We start from the raw sequence: 25,424 nt of genomic DNA, 5'->3' as shown, positions 1-25,424 counted from the left end.
AGGGCTAAACTGAACTAACGACTGGCCTTTTGGTTAGAAAAAAACATAAATTAATGAACGTCAATAATGGGTTGGAGAAGAAGGGCGATCGCCCCAACACTGACAAAAGACAAAGTTACCCAAAAGAGAATTCTCATTCTATTTTCCTACCTTGATTTAATTTCTAGTGCTTTATACGGTTCAATTTACTGGGATCGTAGTGAAGAGTTACGAATTGCCTAATCCACCTAGGGACAGAGAAAGGCTTCAATAAAAAGAGAGAGTTAATAGACTAGGCGCGATCGCCTATCGCCTATCGATTAGGTTCACGAATTTTCCTTTGTCAGCTACCATTTTTCTACTTAAACCCAATCAGCCATCAGCACTTAAGGAAGCAAGTCCAACACAGATAAAGGGCTGACTATTTGCCCTGCGATCGCAACAGGTACTTCATCAGACAGTTGATAATCTTGACGACGCTGATAGATGGATTCCTCAGCCACAACCGGCTCGGTGTAGACCTCAATCTGCTTTTCTGGGAGGTTGATAATCCAGTAAATCGGAATCCCAGCACGAGCGTAGAGACGCTGTTTTGAGGTACGGTCGCGCTCTAGGGTAGAATCGGCAACTTCAATAATCAGAGCGATGTCAGAGGCACCGGGATGACGATCGAGGTAATCGCGGGTACTTCCCCGAACGACCACCACATCCGGTTCTGGCTCACTATCGGCTAGGGTGATAGGTTCTTGAGTATCGACGTACCAGCCTTCTGGAATGACCGCTTCTAAGGCATTTAGAGTAAGTTTTGTGGTCGCACGATGGGGCGGATTTTTCGGCATTTTGTAGACCAACCATCCATCCAGCAGCTCTACCGGATCGTCGTCGCTTAGGATGCCAAGACGAATCATCTGGTGATACTGCTCAACACTCAAACGCCACACGGGTTCTGTTGGTACTGCCGCAATGGTTTGGGTATTTAGTGTATCAGATGGTATGGATGTGGACACTGGGTATGTGAGTTGAGCGCATTTACTGGCAATCGTAGCACTTGTGAAATTGCCTTTGTATGCGGAGAATGGGGCTGCTTAGGCGAATGCGCGATCGCACCTATCAGAGTCAGTTATGCCATTGAATCGGATGCCAAAACTATCTGGATGCCGACAATGAATCATGTGGTTGGAAGTCAGGATCGTCAAAGTAGTATTGTCCCTTAGCTTTCGCGATCCGTTCAAACAGTTGCGGAATTCCATTGGCAATCACCTTTACGTCTTCGGTTGTGAATGCCCAAACTTCTCGCCCAAAAATTGGATCGGTTCCTTCACAAACGAGTTTGCCTACAATGACCCACCATTCCCAAAGGCGATTTCTACTGTTGAGGCGGCGTACATAACCGTAGGCAATGCAGCGATCGCCCTCAATATCCATGAAACCAGTGAACTGATCGCCCTTAATATCGATGAAACCAGTGAATGGTTTGTCAGTACCTGTCAACTCGTGATAAGTATAGTCCTCTAATGCCCGAATGTGCCAAGGATATTCACTTTGAGCAAAAATTGTGCCACCGTCGAAATGGCTGTGGAGTTGAATCAGTTCCTTTGGCATTTCCGGTTGGCTTTGATTGTCTGACCAATCAATTGGCGATCGCATACTAGGTTTTTGCTCTAGGATGGTTAGCATCTTGAGAAATCGATCTTGCTTCCGTACTGCCCAGCCGATTTCCGGTTGGAGATAGCTATCTTGTTGCCGAACTCCAATAAAGCCTGCAACCACTTCTAAATCAGCTTTTCCTTTAGGGGTAACGAGTGCGATTGGTGCTTTAGAGAGTCCCGTGGGTAATACTGTTGGTGAGATTCCGTCCTCGACCGTGAGTTCTGCACGAGGGATATCTAGAATCGGATTCTTTTGTGTAGGCGCATGGGTGACGGAATGATTAATGTAGGGAAATAGATCGGCTAACCATCCTGTAATCACCTCTCCACCGTATATCTCCTTTGGTTTGTAAATGTGCTGCCAAAATTTCAGTGGAGGTCTACCAGCAACAGTGTCAATCAAAGCGTCACAAATTGGCAACAGCCGTTCTGTCCACCAACCCAAATCGTAAGCAGCGATCGCTTCAACCCGGTGTCGGATACTGCGCCAGTCGGCTTCTGTTCCGCGCACTGTAATCCCAGGAATGCCGCAAATGGCATAGAGCATATAATCAAAATACTGCTGCAACGCATCCATCATCACCACCTGACTTGCAGTTTGGATGATGGATGTAGTGGTGCTGAAGTTGCACACCATGAGTGAGTGAATATCGGGCTTAACATTGTGACGAATGCGTTCTGACCATTGTTCAATCACTTCAGCCCAGTCATTCGGTTGATCGAGTTTTTGAGTCTCAACCTTTAACTCCAGCTTGCCGGAATGACCCACAAAACGCGATCGCAACTCTTCGGCATGATTGTTGATATGTTGTGCAAACCCTTGGGCAATTGTCAGCCAAATTACATCTGGAGTCAGCAACAGCGGTCGATGTTCGCTGTGGGCAATATGAACAGCAGTGACTAGAGGATGATTCCCTGATTCCTGAATGACTTCAAATGAGTTACTGTGGCTGAATGCCAATAATGGAGAACCTAATCGCTCCTCAAATTTACTCCAAGCCTCGCTAACAGGAATGATATCTCGACATACCTGGACATCATCAACAAGAAAACTAATTTCTCCGTCCGATTGATGCAAAATCGACGCTACGGTTTCCATAAAAATTTCTGGTGGTGAGTAAATAGGATGGAGGCTAAGCCTACTTACAAGGGAGTGGCATCCTTCAAGAATATATCTTACGAATCAAGGAACTAATCGTGTCTTTCTCTATGGTGTCAAGATGGTGTCAAGGTCAGATGCGATCGCCTATCGGTTAGGTGAAAGCACGAAACTCAGCCTAATCCGATTGATGCCCTAACGGTAATGCCAACAAGTGGCGTTTGAGGTCACAGCACCCACCAAGACTGCCGGATTTAGCGTTAGATTTCGTTTTAGCTAAATCCAACTGACAAGGTGAAAGTATATCGGTTATTTAATTAGGGCTGCTCACAAACGGTTTTTCAGAATGTAAAAAATGTTTTGCACTGAGCAGTATCGTACCGATTACTGATGGATTGTACCATCAGGCATCGTGACCTCTTCTAAGCGTGCTTCGCTCAAATCGGTTTCAATTACAGCCGCATTGGTCAAATTTGTCTTCAGCAAAACTGCCCCAGCTACATTTGCTTTGAGCAGAATCGCTCCTGTTAAAATTGCGCCAAACAGAATGGTTTCGCAGAGATTTGCGTACCTTAAATTAGTTTGACTCAGGTTCGCTCCACCTAATACGGCTCGGTTTAGATTTACCTTTTTCAAATTGGCTCCCGTAAGATTGGCTCCGCTGAGATTTGCTCCCGCTAAATTCGCTCCCTCCAGGTTGGCTCCCGTTAAATCTGCATCCTTCAAGTTCGCCCTCATCAAGTGTGCTTGTTGGAGGTCTACTCCACGCAGATTTGCACCCCTGAGGTTGATCATGCCTAGATTAGCTTGACTGAACTTCGCTCCATCTAGACAAGCAAAGGTGAGTTTTTCTCGGTATAGATTCGCTTGCCGAAAGTCTCTTTGTCCTGCTGCATACTTGCTTTTGAGTGTCTCAGCATTCATATTCACTACTTCTTCCTAGGTAACACTTAACAATCTTGTTCTTTCCCTATCGAATGTTAATGTCGTGCAATAAGTTCCCTAGTTGTTTTTTGCGGGACTCCCAGAAAGCCGTTTTTCAACCACGCAAAGCAAGACAGCAAGCTCATGCTATTTTCTCTCCCTGTAGTATTTAGTAAATCTTTCATTTTACTTTTACATCTAATTTAGGGAATAAATCGTGAAGATTCTGTGTTGATGCTGAACCAAAAATTTTTAAATCGGACATTAAACCTTAAAAAGTTGTTACTTTTTAATAAAAAAACGGCTTAGTCTGCATTTATTTACAGATTAATTGTAACAAAAGTTATTGTATCTGTTTTTTTTAGGGCACGGTACTGCTGGAACCCTGTGAAAATTCACCATCAGCCGCTATAAAGAGTTATGTTTATTTCTCTGAGTTTGCTTAATAAAAAACTATAAAAATCATTAGCCAAAATATAATAATTTTGGGTTTAAATTAAAGATTTACACAATTCGCTTAGGCACGGGTTTTGTGAAGATGCGTTCGTGCAGCGTGCCGGAGGCATATTGCCAATACTTCTCGCCAATACTTCCCGCCGTGCCAGCCTAAAGCCGGTTATGACAGGATTGGGACTAGCAACAGACTGCTGTTAAACGGAGATTGATACATGACAGAAAGTAGTCATCAGCCCTCGCAGGGGGGGCGTTTTGAGCCGCCGTATGACGGGCACGCCGACCACTTGGAGACACCCATTGAACCCATTGAACCCGTTGAAGTTCAGGTGGAAGACGATCGCACCGGGATGACGGTAGTGACCCTGAAACGGGCCTTTGCAGATAATCTGTATTACCTGCTGGCAAAGGATGAGTATTGGGCGACGCCCCATGATTACTACATGGCTCTCGCTTATACCGTGCGCGATCGCTTGCTGCACCGATGGATTAACACGGGCAGAACCTACATTGACAAAGATGTCAAAACCGTATACTACCTATCGGCAGAGTTCTTGATGGGTCGTCAGTTGGACAATAACCTACTCAATTTAGGTTTGTACGAACGGGCACGCCAAGCTCTCCACGAGTCCGGACTCGACATCAACGACCTCAAAGTATTAGAATCAGAACCCGGACTCGGCAATGGGGGTTTAGGGCGTCTGGCGGCCTGTTTTCTCGACTCCCTGGCTACCTTAGAAATTCCGGCAGTTGGCTACGGCATTCGCTACGAATTCGGGATCTTTGATCAATGGATTCAGGATGGCGCTCAAGTCGAACACCCCGACAAATGGCTCCGGTTTGGCAACCCTTGGGAAGTTCGCCGCTCAGAATTAACCGTTGAAGTGAAGTTCGGCGGATATACAGAAGCTTACAGCGATGGACAAGGTCGTTATCGAGTGCGTTGGATTCCCGATCGGAAAATCTTAGGGACGCCCTACGATACACCCGTATCTGGGTACAACAATAATACGGTGAATACGCTGCGTCTCTGGCGGGCGGGGGCTTCTGAAGAGTTCGACTTCCAGGTTTTCGACAGCGGTGATTATGCCGGTGCCGTTACCAACAAGATATTTTCTGAAAATATCTCAAAAGTTCTCTATCCCAACGACAACACCTCTCAGGGTCGGCAACTGCGCCTAGAACAGCAGTATTTCTTCGTCAGCTGTTCTCTCCGAGACATTATCAATTCGCATCAGCGCATTCACCGGACTTTCGATCGGTTCTACGACAAAGTCGCTATCCAGCTCAACGACACGCACCCATCGATTGGGGTTGCCGAACTGATGCGGTTGCTGGTGGATGAGTACGAATTAGGCTGGAACCGAGCTTGGTACATCACTCGGCGCGTCTTCGCCTACACGAACCATACACTGCTCTCTGAGGCTCTAGAACGCTGGCCTGTGAGCTTGTTTGAGCATCTGTTGCCTCGGCACTTAGAGATTATCTATGAAATTAACCGTCACTTTCTCGATGAGGTACGTGCCAAGTATCCGGGGGATGAGGCGCGGGTGGGGAGATTGTCAATTATTGAGGAAGGTGCCCAGAAGTACGTCCGCATGGCGCATTTAGCTTGCGTGGGCAGCCATTCCATCAATGGAGTGGCAGCACTGCATACCGATTTGCTCAAAGCAGATGTCTTGCGAGATTTCTACGAATTGTGGCCCGAAAAGTTTAATAACAAAACGAACGGGGTGACACCGCGCCGGTGGTTGTTGCTGAGCAATCCCCATCTGTCTGAGCTGATTACCGAGAAAATTGGCAATGATTGGGTAACACAACTCGATCAATTCAAGCAGCTAGAAGCGTTTGTTGATGATGCTGAGTTTTGTTCTCGCTTCTCGTCGATTAAGCGCAAAAATAAGCAATCCTTGGCAGAGTACATTCTGCTCTACAACGACATTGAAGTAAATCCAGATTCTCTGTTTGATATTCAGGTGAAGCGGATTCACGAGTACAAGCGTCAGCTGTTGAATGTGCTGTACATTATTACGCTGTACAACCGGATCAAAAAAGATCCCAATGTTGATATCTTGCCCCGGACTTTTATTTTTGCAGGCAAGTCCGCTCCTGGCTACTACATTGCCAAACTGGTCATTCAGTTGATTAATTCGGTGGCGAAAGTCGTCAATAATGACCCGGATGTGCGCGATCGCATTAAGGTTGTTTTCTTGGCAAATTTCTCGGTCTCTCTCGGTCAGCGAGTTTATCCAGCCGCCGATCTTTCCGAGCAAATCTCCACGGCGGGCAAAGAAGCTTCCGGGACGGGCAACATGAAGTTCGCCATGAATGGGGCGCTTACCATCGGAACGCTGGACGGTGCCAACATTGAGATCCGCCAAGAAGTCGGGCCTGAAAACTTTTTCTTATTTGGCTTGACAACTCAAGAAGTATATGCACTGAAGGCAAGGGGATACAACCCGCGAGACTATTACCATAGCAATGCCGAACTGCGACAAACGATCGACGCGATCGCTTCCGGCTACTTCTCACCCGACAATCGCGACCTTTTCAAACCAATTGTGGAATCGTTGCTAGACAGGGATGAGTATATGCTCTTTGCCGACTACCAAGCGTATATTGACTGCCAGCAAGAAGTCAGCCGAGCTTATCGAGACGCAAAGCACTGGACTCGAATGTCAATTCTCAACGTTGCTCGCACGGGGAAATTTTCCTCAGACCGCACGATTAAGGAGTATTGCCAAGATATTTGGAACGTCCAGCCAGTCAAGATCGACTTGAAAGAGTATCAACCGCATACAGCGGGTTTGCAGGTGAAGGTGCAAGCCAAGCGCCCTGTCCTTTAACGAGCAACTCGTAAGTAGGGGACAGCGCGACAAGACAGTCAATGCAGTTGCAGATTAATTGTTAAAATGACGACCCAGGCTGCTGAAGAAACTCTGCCTCCTGGGTCGTTGTCTCTCGACCGAGAATCTGATTGCGATGGGGAAATCGCCCAAAGCGTTCAATTACCTCGAAGTGTCGAACTGCGTAGGAAATGTAATCAATACAGTCAGGATCGTCGCCCAATTGCTGAAATAACTCCACTGACTGACGCTGATGTTCGAGATTTTCACTATGTTCAAAAGGTAAATAAAAAAAGCATCGCTGGACTGGCAGCAATTCTCGATCGAAGCCATTGGCAACTGCGTGCTGTGCCACAGACAGAGCAAGGCTATCGGTAGCGAAGGCTTGGGCACTCCCGCGAAACAAATTGCGTGGAAATTGATCTAATAGCAGTATCAGTGCTAAACAGCTTTGGGGCGATTCCTTCCAGGGATTTAACTGACCCGCTGCGGCTAGTTCGTAGTCTCCTAAGAAGCGGGTTCGGATCTCCTCATCAAACTGCGGTTTTTTGGTAAACCAGACTTTACGGGGTTTCCCATAACCCGCCTCATCGGGTTTGCCAAACCAAAAATTCAAAATTTCATGGACTTGTGACATGAGTTTTGGCTCCAGCGCTCTCAATTTCGCTCTCCCCAATCCTCCGATCTAATTCCCGCTTAAAAAAGGGGCTAAGGAGGGATCGATTCCTGCCCTGAGCCGGATTGTCAGCGCCCGGAAACAGCGATTTGGTGATGCCGATGATAGCTGAAGATTACATTTGGGCACCCTTGGAATAGAAGTCTCTAGCTGCATGACTTTCACTTCACGCTCACCCCCAGCCCTACGCATGAATTACACCGATAACCAAGAGCTGCTTCAACTGTTTATCCAGCAAGCGCCAGCAGCCGTTGCTATGTTCGACCGCGAGATGCGTTACCTGCTGTTCAGTCGTCGATGGCTGACGGAGCGCAATCTTGGCGAGGACATTATCGGGCGCTCTTACTATGAAATTGAGCGTTGTGAAATTGAGCGTTGTGAAATTGAGCGTTGGCGGGCAATCCATCAGCGTTGTTTAGAGGGAAGCATCGAGAAGGTTGAAGAATCTTTACCCCGTACTGATGGAACTGTGGAGTGGGTAAGGTGGGAAGTACAGCCGTGGCGCACGGGCACAGGTGAAATCGGCGGATTGATCGTGTCGAGAGATGCGATCGCCGAGCGCCATCCATCACAGGAACACCTACACCTGTTGGAGAAGGCGATCGCTGCTAGCAATAACGGCATCGTGATTAGCGACGCGAGCTTGCCAGACAATCCCTTGATTTATATCAATCCCAGTTTCCAGGAAATGACCGGGTACTCCGAGAGCGAAGTTTTAGGGCACAACTGCCGCTTCTTGCAAGGAATCGATACAGAGCAACCGGCGATCGCTCAATTGCGAACGGCAATCCGGGACGGAAAAGAGTGCAATGTCACCTTGCGGAATTACCGCAAAGATGGGACGCTTTTCTGGAACGAACTGCGAGTTGCGCCAGTAAAGAATCCCCAAGGAAAACTCACAAACTTTGTGGGTGTCCAAACTGACATCACCGACCGAGTGGAAGCCCAAGAACATCTGATTCGGATTAGCAAAGCCGTTGAAAATGCGAGTGATGCCATCATCATTACGAACGCCAAAGGGCAGTCCCTCTATCACAATCCGGCGTTTGTGGAATTGTTTGAATACACCACAGACGAAATAAATGCGGCTGGGGGGCCAGCTATCCGCTACTGCGATCCGAATGTCGCTCGTGAAGTCATCAGCACGATCAAACAAGGCAACTCCTGTTGGAGTGGTGAAGTCGAGATGCGTACTCGTAGCGATCGCACTATATCGATTTTGCTTCGGGCTGATGCCATCACCGATGACAATGGTAATGTAGTCGGGTTGATTGGGATTCACACCGACATTACCGCCCGCAAGCAGGCTGAAGCCGTTTTACGGCAGCTTCTGCGACGGGAGCAGCTCTTAGGAGCGATGCAAGAGCGTATCCGCCAATCCTTGAAGCTGGAGGATGTTCTCAACACTGCCGTGGCGGAAGTGCGGCAGTTTCTTCAGGCAGACCGAACGATCTTGTACCGCTTTGAGCCGGATGGAAGTGGCACCGTCGTTGTAGAGTCCGTGAGTGCCCAGTGGTTGGCGGTGCTGGGAAGCAATATCAAAGATCCGTGCTTTGGCAAAACCTACGCTGCGGCTTATCAACAAGGTCGTATCCGTGTCATTGAAGATATCTACACGGCTCAGCTCAACCCCTGCCATATTGAATTGTTAGAGCAATTTCAGGTGCGAGCGAATCTAGTCGTACCGATTTTGCAAGGAGACCACTTGTGGGGGTTGCTAATTGCCCATCACTGTCGCTCGTCGCGGCAGTGGCAATATGAGGAAGTCGAACTGCTAGAGGCACTGAGCGTGCAAATCGCGATCGCCATTCAACAAGCCGCTTTGTTCGAGCAAGTAGAAGCGGAACTAGCGCGATCGCAAGCCGCTCAGACTGCATTGCGCGATAGCGAGGAACGTCTGCGGACTGTGGTGAAAAGTGCGCCCATCGTTCTATTTGCCTTAGACGATCGGGGTGTCATTACCTTTTCCGAAGGGAGCGGTCTGGATACTTTGGGACTGGAAGCGGGTAAGGTGGTTGGTCAATCCATCTTTGAGGTGTACCGCCGCTTCCCACAGATTCTCGAAGAGGTTCGGCAAGCGCTATCTGGCAAAGCCTTAACATCCCTGGTAAAAATGGGCAAATTGACCTTCGAGGTTCGCTATTCGCCCCTGCGAAACGCCAACAACGAAGTCATGGGCGCAATTGGCGTCGCCACCGACATCACCGAACGCATCCAAGTAGAGGAAACCCTCCGCCAAAGCGAAGTGCTGCGCCAAAGTGAAGCCAAAACTCGCGCCCTCCTCGACGCGATCCCAGATTCGATGTTTCGCATCCGTGAAGATGGCACCTTTCTAGACTTCAGAGCGGCTAAAAATGACGTTCGGGCGATCGCTCCCGCTCAAGTCATCGGTCAAACTGTGCAGGAGCTTTTGCCAACCGAGGTAGCGCAGCAAATGCTGCATTATGTAGCCAAAGCGCTGTCTGCTAACGAGATCCAAGTTTTTGAATATCAACTGCTCGCCCCCTTGAATCCCGCTTACCCAACCGGAGAGATAGGCTCTGTGCGCGATTATGAAGCTCGCGTTGTTGTCAACGGAGCGGATGAAGTGCTGGCAATCGTGCGCGATATTACCGAGCGCAAGGAGATGGAGCGACTGAAAAACGAATTTGTCTCCATCGTCAGCCATGAATTGAGGACGCCGCTCACTTCGGTGCGAGGCTCCTTGAGTTTAATTGCTGGAGGTGTGACGGGTGAAATTCCCAATGAGGCAAAGGCGCTAGTGAATATTGCTTATAAAAATACCGAGCGTCTGATTCTCCTGATTAACGACATTTTAGATATTGAAAAGATTGAATCCGGCAAAATGGATTTTCATCTCCAGCCGCTGGAACTAATGCCACTCGTAGAGCAGGCGCTGGAGGCGAACCGGGGCTATGGCGAACAGTTTGGGGTGCAGTTGGTACTGGAGTCTGAGTTGTCCGGTGTTCAGGTAAATGTCGATCGCGATCGCCTGATGCAGGTACTAACGAATCTACTCTCCAACGCCGCCAAATTCTCTCCCCCCAATGGTACCGTCACCCTCTCCGTTTCCCGTCCAACTCAATCGCCAAATACCATCCGAGTTGCCGTTACCGACTGCGGTTGTGGGATTCCCGAAGACTTTCGCCCTCGGATTTTTCAGAAATTTGCTCAAGCAGATTCCTCAGATACCCGTCAAAAGGGAGGAACTGGCTTAGGTTTAAGTATCTGCAAAGCGATCGTAGAAAAACTCGGAGGACACATTAGTTTTGAAACTCAAACGAATGTCGGGACGACTTTCTACTTCGATTTACCAGAATGGCAAGAAGCACGGATCTCAAAGATTATGACTTCCCACTCGCCGGAAAGTCTCCCCATCCTTATCTGTGAAGACGATCCCGATATTGCCACGCTGCTGTCGCTGATGCTGAAACAAGAAGGTTTAAGTGCAGATATCGCCTACAATGCAGCCCAAGCCAAGCAGCTTTTGTCAGAAAATTGCTATGCAGCGATGACTGTAGATTTGGCGCTACCCGGTCAAGATGGCATCTCTTTGATCCGCGAACTGCGGGAGGATGAAAATACTCAGAGTCTCCCGATTGTGGTCGTTTCTGCCAAAGCCCAACAGGGGCGCGAACAACTCAGTGGTGGTGGATTGCCGGTGATAGACTGGCTGGATAAACCAATCGATCAGGCGCGATTGATGGCATCTGTCCGCCAAGCAGTTCGGCAGAACTCAGACAGTAAGCCTCATATTTTGTATGTTGAGGACGATCCGGATTTAACTCAGGTGGTCTCAACAATTTTGCAGAATATCGCCGAAATTGATTCAGCTAAAAATCTTCATGAGGCAAGACACAAGCTGTCTTCTAAAACTTTTGACTTAGTGATTCTTGACCTCAGTTTACCGGATGGTTCTGGTCTAGAATTGCTAGCGGATCTCAACAATCAGATTTTTTCCTCCATCCCCGCAGTCATTTTCTCCGCCAATACCGTTGGCATGGAGGCGGCACATCACGTAGCTGCGGCACTCGTCAAGTCCCGCACCTCCAATCAGCAGTTGCTGGAAACGATTAAATCCCTAATTGGACGCGGTAATTCCGCTTCTTAATTCTGTTTTTTTAAGTTTCAATAAATTAAACGTTTATTGAAACTTAAATTTTATTAAGTTTAAATAGTTGTTATTAAATTTTTAATTTATAAACTAAAAATCAAAATATTTAGTAGGATGACCGAATTAAACCATGTCATATTGTAGACTGGGGAGCCATTCCCATCCTGCTTGGTTCTCCGCGTTGAGAGGCGTGGAGTTTGAGGTAAGGAACTCAACATGGCAAGGGTAAGACGGGGAGTAAAAAGCGCTTTTCCGATCTTACTAATAATTTAGTCTTACTACTTTCTGGAGATAGGGAATGAGTTTGTTATTCGTAGAGGTAAGATCAATAAACCTAAACTATCGCAATCTCAAATGAATTGTAGAATCTTCTCTTTTTTTATAGATATGCTTTTTCTTCCGACTCAGTTTAAATTAATGAGTAATCAATCAAAAGCAATATGACAACTCCATCTTTAACTCGTATCTTGTTGGTGGAAGATGATCCGGACATTCAGACCGTTGCCTGCTTGGGTTTGAAAGTAGTCGGCGGTTTCACGGTAGAAGTCTGTAGTTCTGGGAGCGAAGCGATTCAGAAAGCGCCGATATTTGCCCCAGATTTGATTTTGCTGGATGTGATGATGCCTGGGATGGATGGGATGACCACCCTAAAGGCACTGCGGGAACTCCCGCAAACTTTACGCACTCCGGTAATTTTCTTGACAGCCAAAGTGCAAACCCATGAAGTAGCTTATTATAAGCAACTTGGTGTATTGGATGTGATTGCGAAGCCGTTCGATCCCATGACCCTTTCTGCAACTCTCAATCGTATGTGGTTTCAGTACCATGATTGATGCGCTTCAAGATCCGCAAGAACAACTCAATGCCTTACGCCTTGCCTATAGGCAACAACTGCCGAGTCGAATTGAGCAGATTGAAACAATTTGGAATCAGCTGCTGGGAAGCCTTGAGGAAAGAGGGACCGTAGCTGGGGAGTCAGGATGTAGGGGCGGGGAAACCCTGCCTGGAGCAGGAGAGAATCAAGAACATCAACCCCTCAGCACCTCAAAGGTTCAGCCCCTTTCGTCTTCTCAAAATCCGCCTCAGTCCCTGCTAGAAGCCGCTGCCTCACCTTTGGAAACGCTACACCACCTGATGCACCGTTTGGCGGGTTCTAGTGCCACGTTTGGGTTGCTGGGGTTAGGGAATGCGGCACGAACCTTGGAACTGGTATTCAAAGCGATTTTGGATAGTGGAAAGTTGCCAACCGCAGAAGAACAAGCACAAATCTGCGTGCTGGTAGGAGGCTTGAAACAGGCGATCGCAGTGGAGGACACTTGTGTACTGGATCTAAACCTCCCCCCGTTGCAGTCTCAAGAGCCTTGGACAGAGAATCGGCTGATTTTTTTGGTGGAAGACGATCCGCATCTATCGCAGGATTTGGCGTTGCAAATCAGTTGTTTTGGTTATCAGGTTCGCACTTTTGACAAAATTGCTGAACTGGAGGAGGCGATCGCGCAAACACCACCTGCGGCTGCAATTGTAGATGTTGTTTTCCCCCAAGACAGTCTCGCTGGTCCCAAAACAATTACTGCCATCCAGCAGCACCGAGAGCAACCGCTGCCAGTTTTGTTTATTTCTGCCAGAAACGATCTCATGGCTCGTTTACAGGCGGTGAGAGCGGGTGGAAAGGCGTATTTTCCCAAGCCAATTAACATTGGAGAATTGATTGACGCGCTGGATTTGCTGACAGTGCCGCAAGCACCAGAGCCGTATCGCATTTTAATTGTTGACGATGATGCGCCTTTGGCATCCTTCTATGGTTGGACTTTGGAACAGGCGGGAATGACGGCGCTGGTGGTGACAGATCCGTTGCAGGTGATGCCGCCGTTAATTGAGTTCAGACCGGATCTCATTTTGATGGATATGTATATGCCGGGATGCGATGGAGTGGAACTGGCAGCGGTGATCCGTCAGCAACCGGCTTATGTGGGCATTCCGATTGTGTTTCTGTCGATGGAGACGGATCTGAATAAGCAGCTAGCGGCGATTCAGCTAGGCGGGGATGATTTTTTAACCAAGCCGATTCAGCCAAATCATCTGATTGCGTCGGTGATGCCGCGAGTGCAGCGATCGCGTCTTTTACGTTCGGTGATGGTGCGCGATAGTCTGACTGGGCTGCTCAATCATACGACGATTAAAGAGCAACTCAGTATTGAGGTGCAACGAGGTCGGCGGGAAAAGACGAACCTTGCCTTTGCCATGATTGATATTGATGATTTTAAGTCAGTCAACGATACTTATGGTCATCTCACAGGCGATCGCGTACTGAAAAGTTTATCCCGTCTGTTGCAGCAGCGTTTGCGAAAAACTGATATCACGGGTCGTTATGGCGGGGAAGAGTTTGCGGCTATCCTCCCGAATACAGATGGTGCAACAGCCGTGCAAGTTCTCAACCGAATCCGCGAAGGTTTTGCACAAGTTCGGCAGCAGTCTGACGGCGCTGAGTTTTCGGTTACTTTTAGCTGTGGCATCGCTGTCTTTCCCAACGTAGATGAAGCGACCCAACTCAATGAAGCCGCAGATAAAGCTCTCTATGAAGCCAAACGACGCGGACGCAATCAGGTGGTTCTGTCTACGTGAACAAATCTCTGCGATCAAGAGATTACAACTGCTTTTAACGAACATTAAAGATTTAAAGCGATCGCAAATAGCCAATCCAATAATATTGGCAAGGCTCACCCTACACTGTTATCAGAGCTTTTCCATACAATCTATTAAGTGAGAACAGATGGCTGACATTGTTGATATTGCCGTTGGTGCGGGTTCTTTCAAAACTTTAGTAACTGCTGTCCAAGCGGCAGGGTTGGTGGACACGCTGAAAAGTCCTGGCCCTTTTACTGTCTTTGCACCGAATGATGATGCCTTTGCCAAACTTCCACCCGGAACGATTCAAACCTTGGTGCAAAATATTCCCCAGCTTGCCAGAATTCTCACCTATCATGTCGTTCCTGGCAAGTTAATGAAAGCCGATTTAGAGAAAGTAAGTTCTGTCACCTCAGTGGAAGGTTCACCCATCAGAATTGATTGTTCTGATGGTTTTGAGGTGAAAAATGCTACAGTTCTCGCACCAGATATCGAAGCGGATAACGGCGTGATTCACGTTATCGACACGGTAATTTTAATGGGTTAAATAAAAAAAAGGGAGCAATCGCTCCCTTTTTAAAAACCCTATTTGAGGTGTGTTGGAGGAATCAAGGAATCGGAGTGCGATCGCTCCTTTTAAAAGCCCCCCTTTTTTCCAGCGAAGCGGCGCGTTAGCGCGGGGGTTGGGGGGATCTCCTATCGATAATCCGACTGCTGAATATCCCGCAAACGAGCTTCAGGACGCTTAAAGCGATCCATCTGAGCTTCAAAAAACTCCCGATTTGCTTGTAAATGCTTCGGATTGGAGTCATCTAAAGGATACAGAAGTGCCGTCCGCAATGCTTGGATAACAGCAGAAGTAACGCAGTACATCGAGCGTTGGAAAGTAATCCCTAATTGGATTAACATATCATCTTCACCGCGGCAGTGTTGGCGATAGTAATCCACGAGATAGGGTGGGAGGAAATGCAGCATATCCTGCATTAACAATGTCGGCGGAATGCCAGCAGTTCCCACCGGAAATACATCAGCATAGAGAATTCCATAGTGGAAATCTTTCTGATTTTCCGGAACTTGCTTTGCCTGAGCATTGTAAGATTTTGTACCCCGGAATGGAGCGGTACGGTAGAATACAGCTTCCACATACGGTAATGCTGCTTCGTACAGCCATGTGAAACCGCAAGATTTGGGGATAATTTCATACTTTTCACCCCGAATGTAAACGTGATGATAAATTGGACGACCCGCGATCGCAAAAATTCCATTTACCAGAAAATTCATCGCTTCCGGCACACTGGTAATTTTCCCCTCATCGTAGAGGTCGGACATCTCAAAGAAAACTGGAGCCATCACTTCCCAGAACAAGCCTAAATTACTGTAGTAAGACAGTTGGCGTACCTGTTCTAAGAACATATCAGGGAACAGTTTATACAATCCCAGCATCGCCGGATTGCCTTTGAAGTAAGCCTTAATTGCTCTATCTGCATTCGCTTTATATTCATCGGTATCCAGATAGGCATCGAATTTACCCCAGCCCATATCTCTGCCGTGCCAAAGCATTGCTTGCATACAAGCTTCGGCAAATTCCATATTAATTCGGTCATGCCCTAAGTGATGGAATAACTTGGGCATTTTAGAAGTTTCGCCCTTCTCCATAAACTCTAGAAGTTCGGGATGAGCAGTGGCTTCTCCGCGCCAGATCCGCAAATCTGCATCGTCTCCAGCGTAATGATTATGTAACTCTAAATACTCTTTGGGCAAGAAGTATTTAAAGAAGGGAAAGGGATTTAAAAAGACATGCTCGGCAATATAAAGCAGGTCGCGCCAGTAGAAATCCATCGGTACTGCATACGCTTTATAAATACCGATAATTTGCATGAGATTTTCCGGCGTATCTGGCAGCATGGCACCACCAGCTTCTAAGCGATGAATAATTTCGGCAAATTCATGGTTAGAAGGAGGTAATTTTGTTGAAGGCTTAGATGGAGTTTGTACCATTTTTAGTTCGTTTAGATGAATTACTGAATGTTTTTTGATGAGTCGTTATTTAATTGTGCGGGAAGTGTTTTTGACCTTTCCCCCAACCCCTTCCCTGGCTTTTTAGGGAGCTGGGGGCTTAGGTTTCTCATTTTCAGGCTGAGCTTAGATTTAGCTCTATAGAGGTTGCTGGGTTGAGGAACGAAACCCAGCCTACGGAATTTCAGCTGAGGTTTTTCGTTTCCAGGCTGAGCAAAGGAACGAGAGGAATGAAAGTAATTTTCTACTCCTGAACTGAAGGTTGGTAGTTGATAGCAACTTGCTGAGTAGTAGTCGTGGGCATGGTAGCAACCATTGCAGCGGTTGTCGGTTCGCTCCAACGCACCAGCCAATTGGGGAAGATTCCTAAGAAGAAGATTAAGGCTGCTAAAACTAAAGCTGGGGTGCGCTCAACCCATTCAACTTTGGGATAGTAAGCTGCGGCATTGTTCAGTTTGCCAAAACAGGTGCGGTTAATGAGAATCACAAAATAAACTGCCGTTAAACCGCTACAAATTACACAAATCAGGGTTGGAATTGGAAATACGATGAAACTACCTTGCAGCACTAAAAATTCAGCGATAAAGCCTACCATACCAGGGATACCAGCACTCGCCATTCCGCCTAGAACTAGCAAAGCAGTGGTAAGCGGTAAGCCGCGTTGGGGACTCAACAAACCATTCAAGACATCTAAATCGCGGGTGCCAACTTTGCTTTCGATAACGCCCACCAAATGGAAGAGGATGGCTAAGATGATGCCGTGGCTAACCATTTGCAAGACGGCACCGAGTAAACTAAGCGGTGTAGCAGCGGCGGCGGCTAACAGAACATAGCCCATGTGACCGATAGAGCTGTAAGCGACCATGCGTTTGATATCTTTTTGAGCGATCGCACTCAGCGCCCCGTAAGCGGCACTAAACGCTCCGATAATCGCTAACCCTGGTGCCACAATTGTCCAGGTTTCGGGAAACATTCCTAAACCAAACCGTACTAAACCATAGGTTCCTAACTTTGCCAGGATGCCACCTAAAAGAATGGCTACGGGTGGTGAAGCCTCGACATAAGCATCTGGCAACCAAGTATGCAACGGAACTAGGGGAATTTTGATTCCGAAACCCACTACCAGCATTGTTAGCAGGATTAGCTGCGCTTGTAACGGTAAACCTTGAGCAATGTTGGCATTGTAATCAAAATTAGGAGCGTTACCCAGCCAAGTTATACCCAAAAATGCCGCCAGAATTAAAATTCCAGAAAGCGCTGTATAAATGAGAAACTTCATCGCTGCGTAGCCACGCTTTTCAGTTCCGCCCCAGATGGCAATTAACAAGTACAGCGGAATCAGTTCTAGTTCGTAGAACAACACAAACAGCATCAAATTCTGCGACAGGAAGGCACCCGCAATTCCAGCATTGACCAGCAGCACTAAAGAATAGTAAAGCTGAGGACGAGTAATCTGCTTTGAGGTGCTGTAAATAACAATCCATGTCAGCAGGCTATTCAAAGCCAACAGCGGTAAAGACAAACCATCAACACCAAGGCTGTAATTCAATCCCAATTTTTCAATCCAGGGCATAAATTCAGAGAATTGCATCCCGGCATTGTTCAGGTCGAATTGGGTTAAAAGAAATCCTGTCTCTAATAAAATTCCACTGATAATCGCTAATGCAAGTAAACGGAGCTGACTAGCAGATAAGTTAGGTAAGAATCCGACGAGAGCGGCACCTAAAAAGGGTAGCCAAATAAAAGTGCTGAGCATGGTTTGTTATTTGCTGATTCCTGATTGCTGATTTCTGTTGACCGGCTGAATGAGAATCATAGAAACGGCGGTTTGGCTATATAGCAATCCCAATTTATGTAGGAGATATTCTTCTCTCTTTTTTTCCTCCGTTAACGCGCGATCGCGCTTCGTTAATCGAAGACATCTCACCACTTAAATAGGATTGCTATAGCTCTACCTAACTCAGTAAGGTGACTTTGCCAGTGTCCAAATCGTAATAACCACCTACAACTTTCAGTTTATTTTCCTGAATTAACTGAGAAATGACAGGAGAGGTTTTCAATCTTTCTACTTGAACCAAAACATTCGCTTTGCTAGCATTCTCTAGCCGATCGCCGGCTTTGCCTTTTGAATTTTCTACCCCAGGTTTTATTGCCTCAATTAAGCTACCAATTTGACCGGGCACTTGGGCACCTTTAATGGTGGCATCTACCGCCCCACATCTTTTGTGCCCCATGACCATGATTACCTTGGTTCCTAATATTAAACCCCCAAATTCTAGGCTCCCGGTTTCCTCCGGAGTTGCGATATTTCCTGCCACGCGGCATACAAACAAATCTCCAAATCCCCGGTCAAAGATAATCTCAGAAGGAACCCGCGAATCCGCGCAACTGAGAATCGCCGCAAATGGCTTCTGAGTTTTCGCAACGGCGGTCAAGCGTTGAAAATCTCGGTTGATATTTTTAGTTTTTCTGGTAATAAACCGTTGATTCCCCTCCATTAAACTTTGCAGCGCTTGATCGGGGGTCATGTCATTCTCTGCAACGGCTTGGTCGGGGAAAACCAACTTGGTTCCGAGTCCGGCAGTTACGACCCCTGCTCCTACTGCGCCTGCGCTAAATTTCAGCAAATTCCGTCTGGAGAATTGTCCTTTCTGCTTTTTTGAATTCATTGGTTCGTAGCTTCCTTCCTAAGGGTTAAAGACTTGCTCTCTTTGTATTTTGTCATTAGTTATGTATCCTTTGCAATTTAAAAAGGACTAATGACAAAAAGTTCTAAACTAACCGGGTTTTCAGTTAGTTTGGTAGGGCAGCGATCGCCCACTCTTGACCTATTGAGCGAGTGCTACAAAGAGTGGTGAAGCGGCATGAAAGAAGCGCCAGTATAATAGCATTCCTAAGACAATTATTCCCATTACTATCGTCATCGCATAAGCTTGGGATTGTCCGGAAGTGCTGTATTTCAAACTTTGTCCGCCGAAAAGGGAAGCAACTCCGACAAAATTAACGAAGCCATCCACTAAGTAGCGGTCAAAGGCAGAGATGAAGCGGGAAACTAAAGCAACGCTGAAAACAATACTCACGCGGTAAATTTTGGCGGTGTAAAAGTCATAAGCCAACAAATCTTGCAGGGGTTTCCAAGGAAGTTGGACGGGTTTTTTCCACATTTTATTCAGATAAATCACCCCGCCAAGGCTGCAACCAAAGATGCTAGACCAAATCAACAGCAGCGCCATATCTTTATTGAGAGTTGCCCAACTCGGCAGTAGCGACAAGCTTTGTAACACTAGGGGGAGGTGGAGGGTGAAGGCGGCCAAAACTATCATGGGGAAAGTTAAAGGCCAAAATGCTTCTGGCGATCGTACAGTCATTGGCTTGGGTTCTCCGCCAAAAATCAGCCCAAACACTCTCGTTAAACTGAAGGCTGTCAAACCATTGACCACCAGCAATAACCCGACTAGCCAAGGTTGAGTTGCCCACAAACCATCTGCCAATTTCAGCAATGCCCAGAAGCTGCCTAAAGGCGGAAAAGCGATTAACCCAAGCGTCCCAACCAGAAAGGCTAACCCGGATATGGGACGGCGCGACCATAAACCGCCGAGTTGGGTTAAGTCTTGGGTGATGTTGTTCCAAATAATTCCACCAACACTCATTACCAACAGCGCCATTGCGATCGCATGAGTCAAGATCAACAACAAAGCTGCATCATCTTGTTGAGTGCCTACAGCGATGAATACCAATCCCATGTAGGCGCTGACGGAATAGGATAAAGCGCGTTTGATATCAATTTGCGCGATCGCAATCAAGGAAGCGCCAACCGCCGTCACACCACCGATCGATATCAGCGCCAGCGACACTATCGGAGAAAGGGCTAACACAGGTTGCAACTTAATCAACACCCAGGCACCTGTTGCCACGACGACCGAGTTCCGCAAAATCGTGCTGGGAAGCGGCCCTTCCATTGCCTCATCCAACCATAAATGCAACGGAAATTGAGCGCATTTACCCATCGGGCCAGCAATTAAACCTAAACCTAATAGCGCGGCTAGTGTAGGGTCTAAATCAGCGGTTTTTGCCCATTCTGCTAGATCGTTAAAATTCCAACTTCCTGCCAGGGGATACAAGGCAATGACTGGCATCAGCATGATTAAATCCCCAACCCGCTTGGTTAAGAAAGCATCCCGCGCCCCCGTCACCACTAGCGGCTGGCTAAACCAAAGTCCTACCAGCAAATAAGTCCCCAAGGTGAGGATTTCCAGGATTACATAGCTAAAGAACAAGGAGTTGCACAAAGCTAAAGCACACATCCCTGCCTCAAAAAGCCCCAGCAAGGCATAAAAGCGTGCCCAGCCCCAGTCCATCTCCATGTAGCCGATCGCGTATATCTGGGCTAGCAGGTTTAACCCGGTTACTAAAGCGATCGCTGCAACGTTAATTACTGAGATTTCTAGGGGGAAATTTAAATCCAAACCCGCTGCCGACAGCCATGTAAACGTTATTTCTTGAGACGGCTGGTTCCAAATCGCTTGCAGAGTCACTAAGCTATGAACGAATGCCAAAAAGGTCATCAGCAAGTTAATGTAACCAGCGGGGCGCGGCCCTGTGCGGCGGATGACACCGGGCGACCATAATAGCCCGGAAATAGCACCAATTAAGGCATAGCAAGGGACTAACCAAATAGTATCGATGAGAGCCTGAACCACTGAATTCCCTCCAAACTTGCAGCAAAGCTAGGGTTGCTTTCAGCCAACCCGTAATTTCCCTAACCAACCTATGCAGTAAGGCGAATGCCGAATTAATAATTTCTTAAGCGTTCTGCTTATCTTAATGGTTCAAGTAACCAAAAGGGAATAATTGATTTAAAGAATTAAGCGATAAATCATCTAAAAAAAACTTATATAACTCTTTGCTATCATAGGTTTTTATGCCTAGAGCAGTTGTCATCAAGAATTTATATGGTATTGATAGATAAATGTCTATAGGTAAAAATATTTTTTAACAAATAAGTTTTTTGATTTTTAAGTGTTTTTTAGAAATTACCATCAAGGCTTTATATGGCATCTATAGATAAACATCTATAAGCAATTCTACTTAGGCTACTATAACAGTTCTATTTGAGTTGAAGGCAAGATATCCAATTTCTCTCTCGAAATTGGATATCTTGCCTTCACGAATCAAAGAGAACGCTCCAGAGACACAAGGGAGAGAGTTTTACAATCCATTTAGGATTGGTATCGGTGGGATGCAAGGATGTTGGATGATGCAAAGTGTTTAGCGAATCCAATGAAGACTATCCTGAAGCATCTTTACAGGCGATAGGATTTTGTTATGGCAGAACACAACCCGTCTGCGATTCATTTCAGTGCCCTACCTGTTACGAGCGCCGATGTGGAAGCTGCGGCGGTGCGGTTGGCTGGAATTGCCCGTTGCACGCCGGTTTTGACCTCCAGAACGGTCAACGAGCGCACCAATGCTCAAGTATTCTTGAAGTGCGAAAACTTTCAACGCACGGGTTCGTTTAAGTTTCGGGGTGCTTACAATGCACTGACACAGCTATCTGAGGAACAAGCATCACGCGGGGTTCTGACGTATTCATCAGGGAATCATGCTCAAGCGATCGCACTCTCCGGACAATTGCTGGGCATCCACACCACGATTATCATGCCGGATGATGCCCCAGTCGTGAAGAAAGCGGCAACTCGCGGTTATGGTGCTGAGGTAATTTTGTACAATCGTCAGGAAACCACGCGGGAAGCTTTGGCGCAAAGTCTGGTAGATCGGCGCGGTTTAACTTTAATTCCCCCTTACGATCATCCTCATGTCATCGCCGGACAAGGTACATCTGCTTTAGAACTCTTTCAAGAAGTCGGTTCCCTCAATTTACTTCTAGTTTGCTGCGGAGGCGGTGGTTTACTATCAGGATGCGCCCTCGCTGCCAAAACCCTTTCACCGAATTGCCGAGTAATTGGGGTAGAACCCGAACGCGCCGACGATGCGACACGCTCTTTTCACAGTAAAACGCTGCATACTACGAACAATCCTGACACGATTGCTGATGGGGCACGCACTCCTTGCCTGGGAAACATTACCTTCCCACTCGTATTGCACTACGTCGATGATATGGTGACGGTATCGGAAGAAGCCATCCGCACCACGATGTTTTTCTTATGGGAACGTCTGAAAATCGTAGTGGAACCGACGGGTGCCTTAGCCGCCGCGGCTTTACTATCGGAAGTGGTGAAAGAACCTGGTGCCCGAATTGGTGTGATTATCACCGGGGGGAATGTAGATATTCGGCAAATCTGTAAATTGTGAATGCGATCGCTTAACCTGGTACAACTCTAAATTGGCTATCATCGCATGAGAACGATTTCCAGGCACAATCATGAGTGGATCTGCGTTTACAGTTCCAGAAAAAGTAAGCTTTGAGAGTGCGATCGCGCTGACTCAATCTTTGCTTTCCCAGATGCAAGCGGGGGAATTATCCGAAGCAGAAATAGAAACAGCCATTGCAGAATTAGTGAAAACTGAAAATGGTGCGAGAGGCTTTTTCGTCACCTACCTGACATCAGAGGGGACAATCGCAGATAATCCCTCTGCTGGTGTTATACGGGCATTGCAGTCAAATCCAGACACCGTTTCAGAATTATTAGTCAAAAATGTAGCCATGTCTGCGGTGATGGCAGTTGCCCATCATCGCAATGGTAACGAAGAGATGGCGCAATCATCCCAAAGAGTGCGATCGCGTACCACTCGAATTATCGAACAGGTGGAACTTCCTTCTGTCTACGAAGTGTCTCAAAAGTTATTGGAAAGTGCCGTCACTGGCGAAGGTAGCTACAAAGCATTTTTAGAACGCCGCGGTTACGATTCCGAACAACGGCAGGTTCTCTCTGAAGCATTAGAACAACTTATCAAGCGGTAATGGTTAATCGCCAGTAGTCCTGAATCCTTGGTCTGTTGCTAGTGACCAATTACCAATTACCAATTACCAATTACCAATTACCAACAACTATGGTAAATTCCCCTACTCAGTTTTCTGATATTCAAACTCATTGGGCACGCTTATTCATTCAAGCTTTAGCCCAGCGTCGCATTATTAACGGGTTTCCCGATGGGACTTTTCGCCCAAATCAATCCATCACCCGCACTGAATTTGCAGCCCTGATTGCCACAGCATTTTCCAGACCGGCAAAACGACCGTATATCCCCTTTATTGATGTTCCTTCTACTTACTGGGCGGCGAGTGCCATTCAAAAAGCTTACGAAGCACTTTTTATTAGTGGTTTTCCCGATAACCGCTTCCGTCCAGCAGAGAGGATTACCCGAACGCAAGTTTTGGTTTCTCTAGTCAGCGGCTTGCAAATTGCCGCGAACGTAAAATCTGACCTAAAAACGGCACTGCCACAGATATATCAAGATGCCGCTGGAATTCCTAGCTATGCCACCGACGAAATCGCAGTCGCGACGAAAGCAGGGCTGGTAGCAAACTACCCGAATCTAAAATTATTCAATCCCAATCTGGCAGCAACTCGTGGCGATGTTGCAGCTTTTATTTATCAAGCTTTAGTGTATCTAGAGGAAGCGCCTCGGATTGAATCTCCCTACCTCGTAGTGCCTCCAAAAACCATTCCGCCCAGTCAGCCTCAAACTGTCAAAGTCAATCATCAGCGGGAGTTTCGGGGTGTGTGGGTGACCACGGTGTGGAACAGTGATTGGCCTTCCAAACCGGGACTAACGGCTGCACAACAGCAAGCCGAACTTATCGGTATCCTTGACCGGATGCAAGCGATGAAAATGAATGCGTTGGTCTTGCAGGTACGACCGGAAGGGGATGCCTTTTATGCTTCGCAATTAGAACCTTGGAGTTATTGGCTGACTGGAAGCCAGGGAAAAGCACCAGAGCCATTTTACGATCCGCTGGAGTATGCGATCGCCCAATGCCACAAGCGCAATATTGAACTTCATGCTTGGTTCAACCCTTATCGCGCCAGAGTCTCTATCAACAATTCCCCGCCAGTCCGTCCTCACATCGCCATCACCAACCCCGAAGCGGTTTATGTATGGGGTAATCAGATGTGGATGGACCCCGGATTGAAAGTGGTTCAGGACAGGGCATACAATGTCATTCTCGATGTGGTGCGTCGCTATGACGTAGATGGCATCCATTTGGATGACTATTTCTATCCCTATCCCATCGAAGGCAAATCTTTTCCCGACAATAAAACCTACGCCGCTTATACGGCGGCGGGTGGGAAACTTTCTTTGGGTGAGTGGCGGCGGGACAATGTCAATCAAATGGTTCAGCGCCTATCGCGGGGAATTCAAGCAACCAAGCCACACGTCAAGTTTGGCATTAGTCCCTTTGGCATTTACCGTCCCGGACAGCCGTCTCAAATTCGGGGGCTAGATGCCTACAGCGTACTTTATGCAGATTCAAAAAAATGGCTCGAGCAAGGCTGGGTTGATTATCTCGCCCCGCAACTCTACTGGCGCATCGACCAAACTGCACAAAGTTACCCCGTGTTGCTGAAGTGGTGGACGGAGAATAACCCCAAAGATCGACATATTTACGCCGGTAATAATCTGGGGCAGTTGGATGGCAAGGCTTGGACTCTTACGGAGATAGAAAAGCAAGTTGACATTACTCGCAACTTGAGCGGGAATTTGTCTTTAGGGAATATCTTCTTCAGTATGGAAGCCTTCGTTGAAAATCGTCAGGGCATCTATGAAAAATTCAAAACCTCGACTTATACCAAACCCGCACTAGCACCCCCGATGCCCTGGCGAAATACGACACCACCCCCGCCCCCAACAGCACTGGGATTGAGAAATGGCAAGCTGACATGGAATCTTGCTAGCACTCCCGATATTCGTTCCTGGACGCTTTATAAGCAAACTGGTACAACTTGGACGCTGCAAAGAATCCTTTCAAGAGAGACAACGTTTGCAACAGTTGAGCCGGGAACTTATGCTGTGTGCGCGGTAGATAAGATGGCAAATGAAAGTGGGGGGGTCGTCGTCACCGTCTAACTTGTCACCGTCT

The 25,424-nt window shown here is 47.3% G+C and carries 16 protein-coding genes; 8 read left to right on the top strand and 8 right to left on the bottom strand.

Annotation, left to right across the window (positions count from 1 at the left end):
* Nucleotides 1-365: 365 nt before the first annotated feature.
* From NDI44_RS12485 to NDI44_RS12475, 3 genes are all read right to left on the bottom strand, one after another.
* Nucleotides 366-986 (bottom strand): Uma2 family endonuclease, encoded by a 621-nt coding sequence (locus NDI44_RS12485; protein ID WP_339380597.1) that lies wholly within the window; start codon nt 984-986, stop codon nt 366-368.
* Nucleotides 987-1,125: 139 nt separating this feature from the next.
* Nucleotides 1,126-2,727, bottom strand: coding sequence for a DUF4419 domain-containing protein (locus tag NDI44_RS12480; RefSeq protein WP_190411553.1), 1,602 nt, complete (start codon nt 2,725-2,727; stop codon nt 1,126-1,128).
* 384 nt (nt 2,728-3,111) lie between these two features.
* Nucleotides 3,112-3,651, bottom strand: coding sequence for a pentapeptide repeat-containing protein (locus NDI44_RS12475; RefSeq protein ID WP_190411552.1), 540 nt, complete (start codon nt 3,649-3,651; stop codon nt 3,112-3,114).
* An 803-nt stretch (nt 3,652-4,454) separates the two neighbouring features.
* Between NDI44_RS12475 and NDI44_RS12470 the strand changes: the two genes are divergently transcribed.
* Entirely contained in the window at nt 4,455-6,950 is a 2,496-nt protein-coding gene (locus NDI44_RS12470; protein ID WP_242037007.1) for a glycogen/starch/alpha-glucan phosphorylase, read from the top strand.
* Nucleotides 6,951-7,011: 61 nt separating this feature from the next.
* On the opposite strand, the gene NDI44_RS12465 is transcribed toward NDI44_RS12470, so the two are convergent.
* Nucleotides 7,012-7,587, bottom strand: coding sequence for a DUF924 family protein (locus NDI44_RS12465; protein WP_190411550.1), 576 nt, complete (start codon nt 7,585-7,587; stop codon nt 7,012-7,014).
* Between the two features lie 193 nt (nt 7,588-7,780).
* On the opposite strand from NDI44_RS12465, the gene NDI44_RS12460 reads away from it, so the two are divergent.
* The 4 genes from NDI44_RS12460 to NDI44_RS12445 all read left to right on the top strand — a co-directional run bounded on the left by NDI44_RS12460 (nt 7,781) and on the right by NDI44_RS12445 (nt 14,912).
* The gene (locus tag NDI44_RS12460; RefSeq protein WP_190411549.1) at nt 7,781-11,737 is read left to right on the top strand and encodes a PAS domain S-box protein; all 3,957 of its coding nucleotides are present in this window, start codon (nt 7,781-7,783) and stop codon (nt 11,735-11,737) included.
* 443 nt (nt 11,738-12,180) lie between these two features.
* Nucleotides 12,181-12,573 (top strand): response regulator, encoded by a 393-nt coding sequence (locus tag NDI44_RS12455; RefSeq protein WP_190411548.1) that lies wholly within the window; start codon nt 12,181-12,183, stop codon nt 12,571-12,573.
* Entirely contained in the window at nt 12,566-14,362 is a 1,797-nt protein-coding gene (locus tag NDI44_RS12450) for a diguanylate cyclase (RefSeq protein ID WP_190411547.1), read from the top strand. Before NDI44_RS12455 ends, NDI44_RS12450 begins: the two co-directional genes overlap by 8 nt.
* Nucleotides 14,363-14,510: 148 nt before the next feature.
* Nucleotides 14,511-14,912, top strand: a complete 402-nt coding sequence (locus tag NDI44_RS12445; RefSeq protein ID WP_190411546.1) for a fasciclin domain-containing protein — start codon at nt 14,511-14,513, stop codon at nt 14,910-14,912.
* Nucleotides 14,913-15,061: 149 nt separating this feature from the next.
* On the opposite strand, the gene NDI44_RS12440 is transcribed toward NDI44_RS12445, so the two are convergent.
* The 4 genes from NDI44_RS12440 to NDI44_RS12425 all read right to left on the bottom strand — a co-directional run bounded on the left by NDI44_RS12440 (nt 15,062) and on the right by NDI44_RS12425 (nt 21,081).
* Entirely contained in the window at nt 15,062-16,363 is a 1,302-nt protein-coding gene (locus NDI44_RS12440) for a CO2 hydration protein (protein WP_190411545.1), read from the bottom strand.
* Nucleotides 16,364-16,625: 262 nt separating this feature from the next.
* Nucleotides 16,626-18,137, bottom strand: coding sequence for an NADH-quinone oxidoreductase subunit M (locus NDI44_RS12435; protein WP_190411544.1), 1,512 nt, complete (start codon nt 18,135-18,137; stop codon nt 16,626-16,628).
* A 199-nt stretch (nt 18,138-18,336) separates the two neighbouring features.
* Nucleotides 18,337-19,050 (bottom strand): carbonic anhydrase, encoded by a 714-nt coding sequence (locus tag NDI44_RS12430; protein ID WP_190411543.1) that lies wholly within the window; start codon nt 19,048-19,050, stop codon nt 18,337-18,339.
* A gap of 159 nt (nt 19,051-19,209) precedes the next feature.
* Nucleotides 19,210-21,081 (bottom strand): NAD(P)H-quinone oxidoreductase subunit F, encoded by a 1,872-nt coding sequence (locus tag NDI44_RS12425; RefSeq protein WP_190411542.1) that lies wholly within the window; start codon nt 21,079-21,081, stop codon nt 19,210-19,212.
* A gap of 625 nt (nt 21,082-21,706) precedes the next feature.
* On the opposite strand from NDI44_RS12425, the gene NDI44_RS12420 reads away from it, so the two are divergent.
* The 3 genes from NDI44_RS12420 to NDI44_RS12410 all read left to right on the top strand — a co-directional run bounded on the left by NDI44_RS12420 (nt 21,707) and on the right by NDI44_RS12410 (nt 25,411).
* Entirely contained in the window at nt 21,707-22,693 is a 987-nt protein-coding gene (locus NDI44_RS12420; protein WP_190411541.1) for a threo-3-hydroxy-L-aspartate ammonia-lyase, read from the top strand.
* 70 nt (nt 22,694-22,763) lie between these two features.
* Nucleotides 22,764-23,303 carry a hypothetical protein gene (locus NDI44_RS12415; protein ID WP_190411540.1) on the top strand — a complete coding sequence of 180 codons (540 nt, stop codon included), beginning with the start codon at nt 22,764-22,766 and terminating at the stop codon, nt 23,301-23,303.
* 89 nt (nt 23,304-23,392) lie between these two features.
* A complete protein-coding gene (locus NDI44_RS12410; RefSeq protein WP_190411539.1) occupies nt 23,393-25,411 on the top strand; it encodes a family 10 glycosylhydrolase in 2,019 nt (672 codons plus the stop codon).
* Nucleotides 25,412-25,424: the final 13 nt, after the last annotated feature.

Origin of the sequence: Trichocoleus sp. DQ-A3 (assembly GCF_039961975.1) — a bacterium.
Lineage (GTDB): Bacteria > Cyanobacteriota > Cyanobacteriia > Cyanobacteriales > FACHB-T130 > FACHB-T130.
Note: the sequence above shows the minus strand (reverse complement) of the source record. Positions and strands in the feature narration are given on the sequence as shown.

Bases quoted from the DNA above. Each gene is read 5' to 3' on its own strand.
- NDI44_RS12480 (WP_190411553.1), bottom strand. From the start codon at position 2,727: ATGGAAACCGTAGCGTCGATTTTGCATCAATCGGACGGAGAAATTAGT.
- NDI44_RS12475 (WP_190411552.1), bottom strand. From the start codon at position 3,651: ATGAATGCTGAGACACTCAAAAGCAAGTATGCAGCAGGACAAAGAGAC.
- NDI44_RS12470 (WP_242037007.1), top strand. From the start codon at position 4,455: ATGACGGTAGTGACCCTGAAACGGGCCTTTGCAGATAATCTGTATTAC.
- NDI44_RS12465 (WP_190411550.1), bottom strand. From the start codon at position 7,587: ATGTCACAAGTCCATGAAATTTTGAATTTTTGGTTTGGCAAACCCGAT.
- NDI44_RS12460 (WP_190411549.1), top strand. From the start codon at position 7,781: ATGACTTTCACTTCACGCTCACCCCCAGCCCTACGCATGAATTACACC.
- NDI44_RS12455 (WP_190411548.1), top strand. From the start codon at position 12,181: ATGACAACTCCATCTTTAACTCGTATCTTGTTGGTGGAAGATGATCCG.
- NDI44_RS12450 (WP_190411547.1), top strand. From the start codon at position 12,566: ATGATTGATGCGCTTCAAGATCCGCAAGAACAACTCAATGCCTTACGC.
- NDI44_RS12445 (WP_190411546.1), top strand. From the start codon at position 14,511: ATGGCTGACATTGTTGATATTGCCGTTGGTGCGGGTTCTTTCAAAACT.
- NDI44_RS12440 (WP_190411545.1), bottom strand. From the start codon at position 16,363: ATGGTACAAACTCCATCTAAGCCTTCAACAAAATTACCTCCTTCTAAC.
- NDI44_RS12435 (WP_190411544.1), bottom strand. From the start codon at position 18,137: ATGCTCAGCACTTTTATTTGGCTACCCTTTTTAGGTGCCGCTCTCGTC.
- NDI44_RS12430 (WP_190411543.1), bottom strand. From the start codon at position 19,050: ATGAATTCAAAAAAGCAGAAAGGACAATTCTCCAGACGGAATTTGCTG.
- NDI44_RS12420 (WP_190411541.1), top strand. From the start codon at position 21,707: ATGGCAGAACACAACCCGTCTGCGATTCATTTCAGTGCCCTACCTGTT.
- NDI44_RS12415 (WP_190411540.1), top strand. From the start codon at position 22,764: ATGAGTGGATCTGCGTTTACAGTTCCAGAAAAAGTAAGCTTTGAGAGT.
- NDI44_RS12410 (WP_190411539.1), top strand. From the start codon at position 23,393: ATGGTAAATTCCCCTACTCAGTTTTCTGATATTCAAACTCATTGGGCA.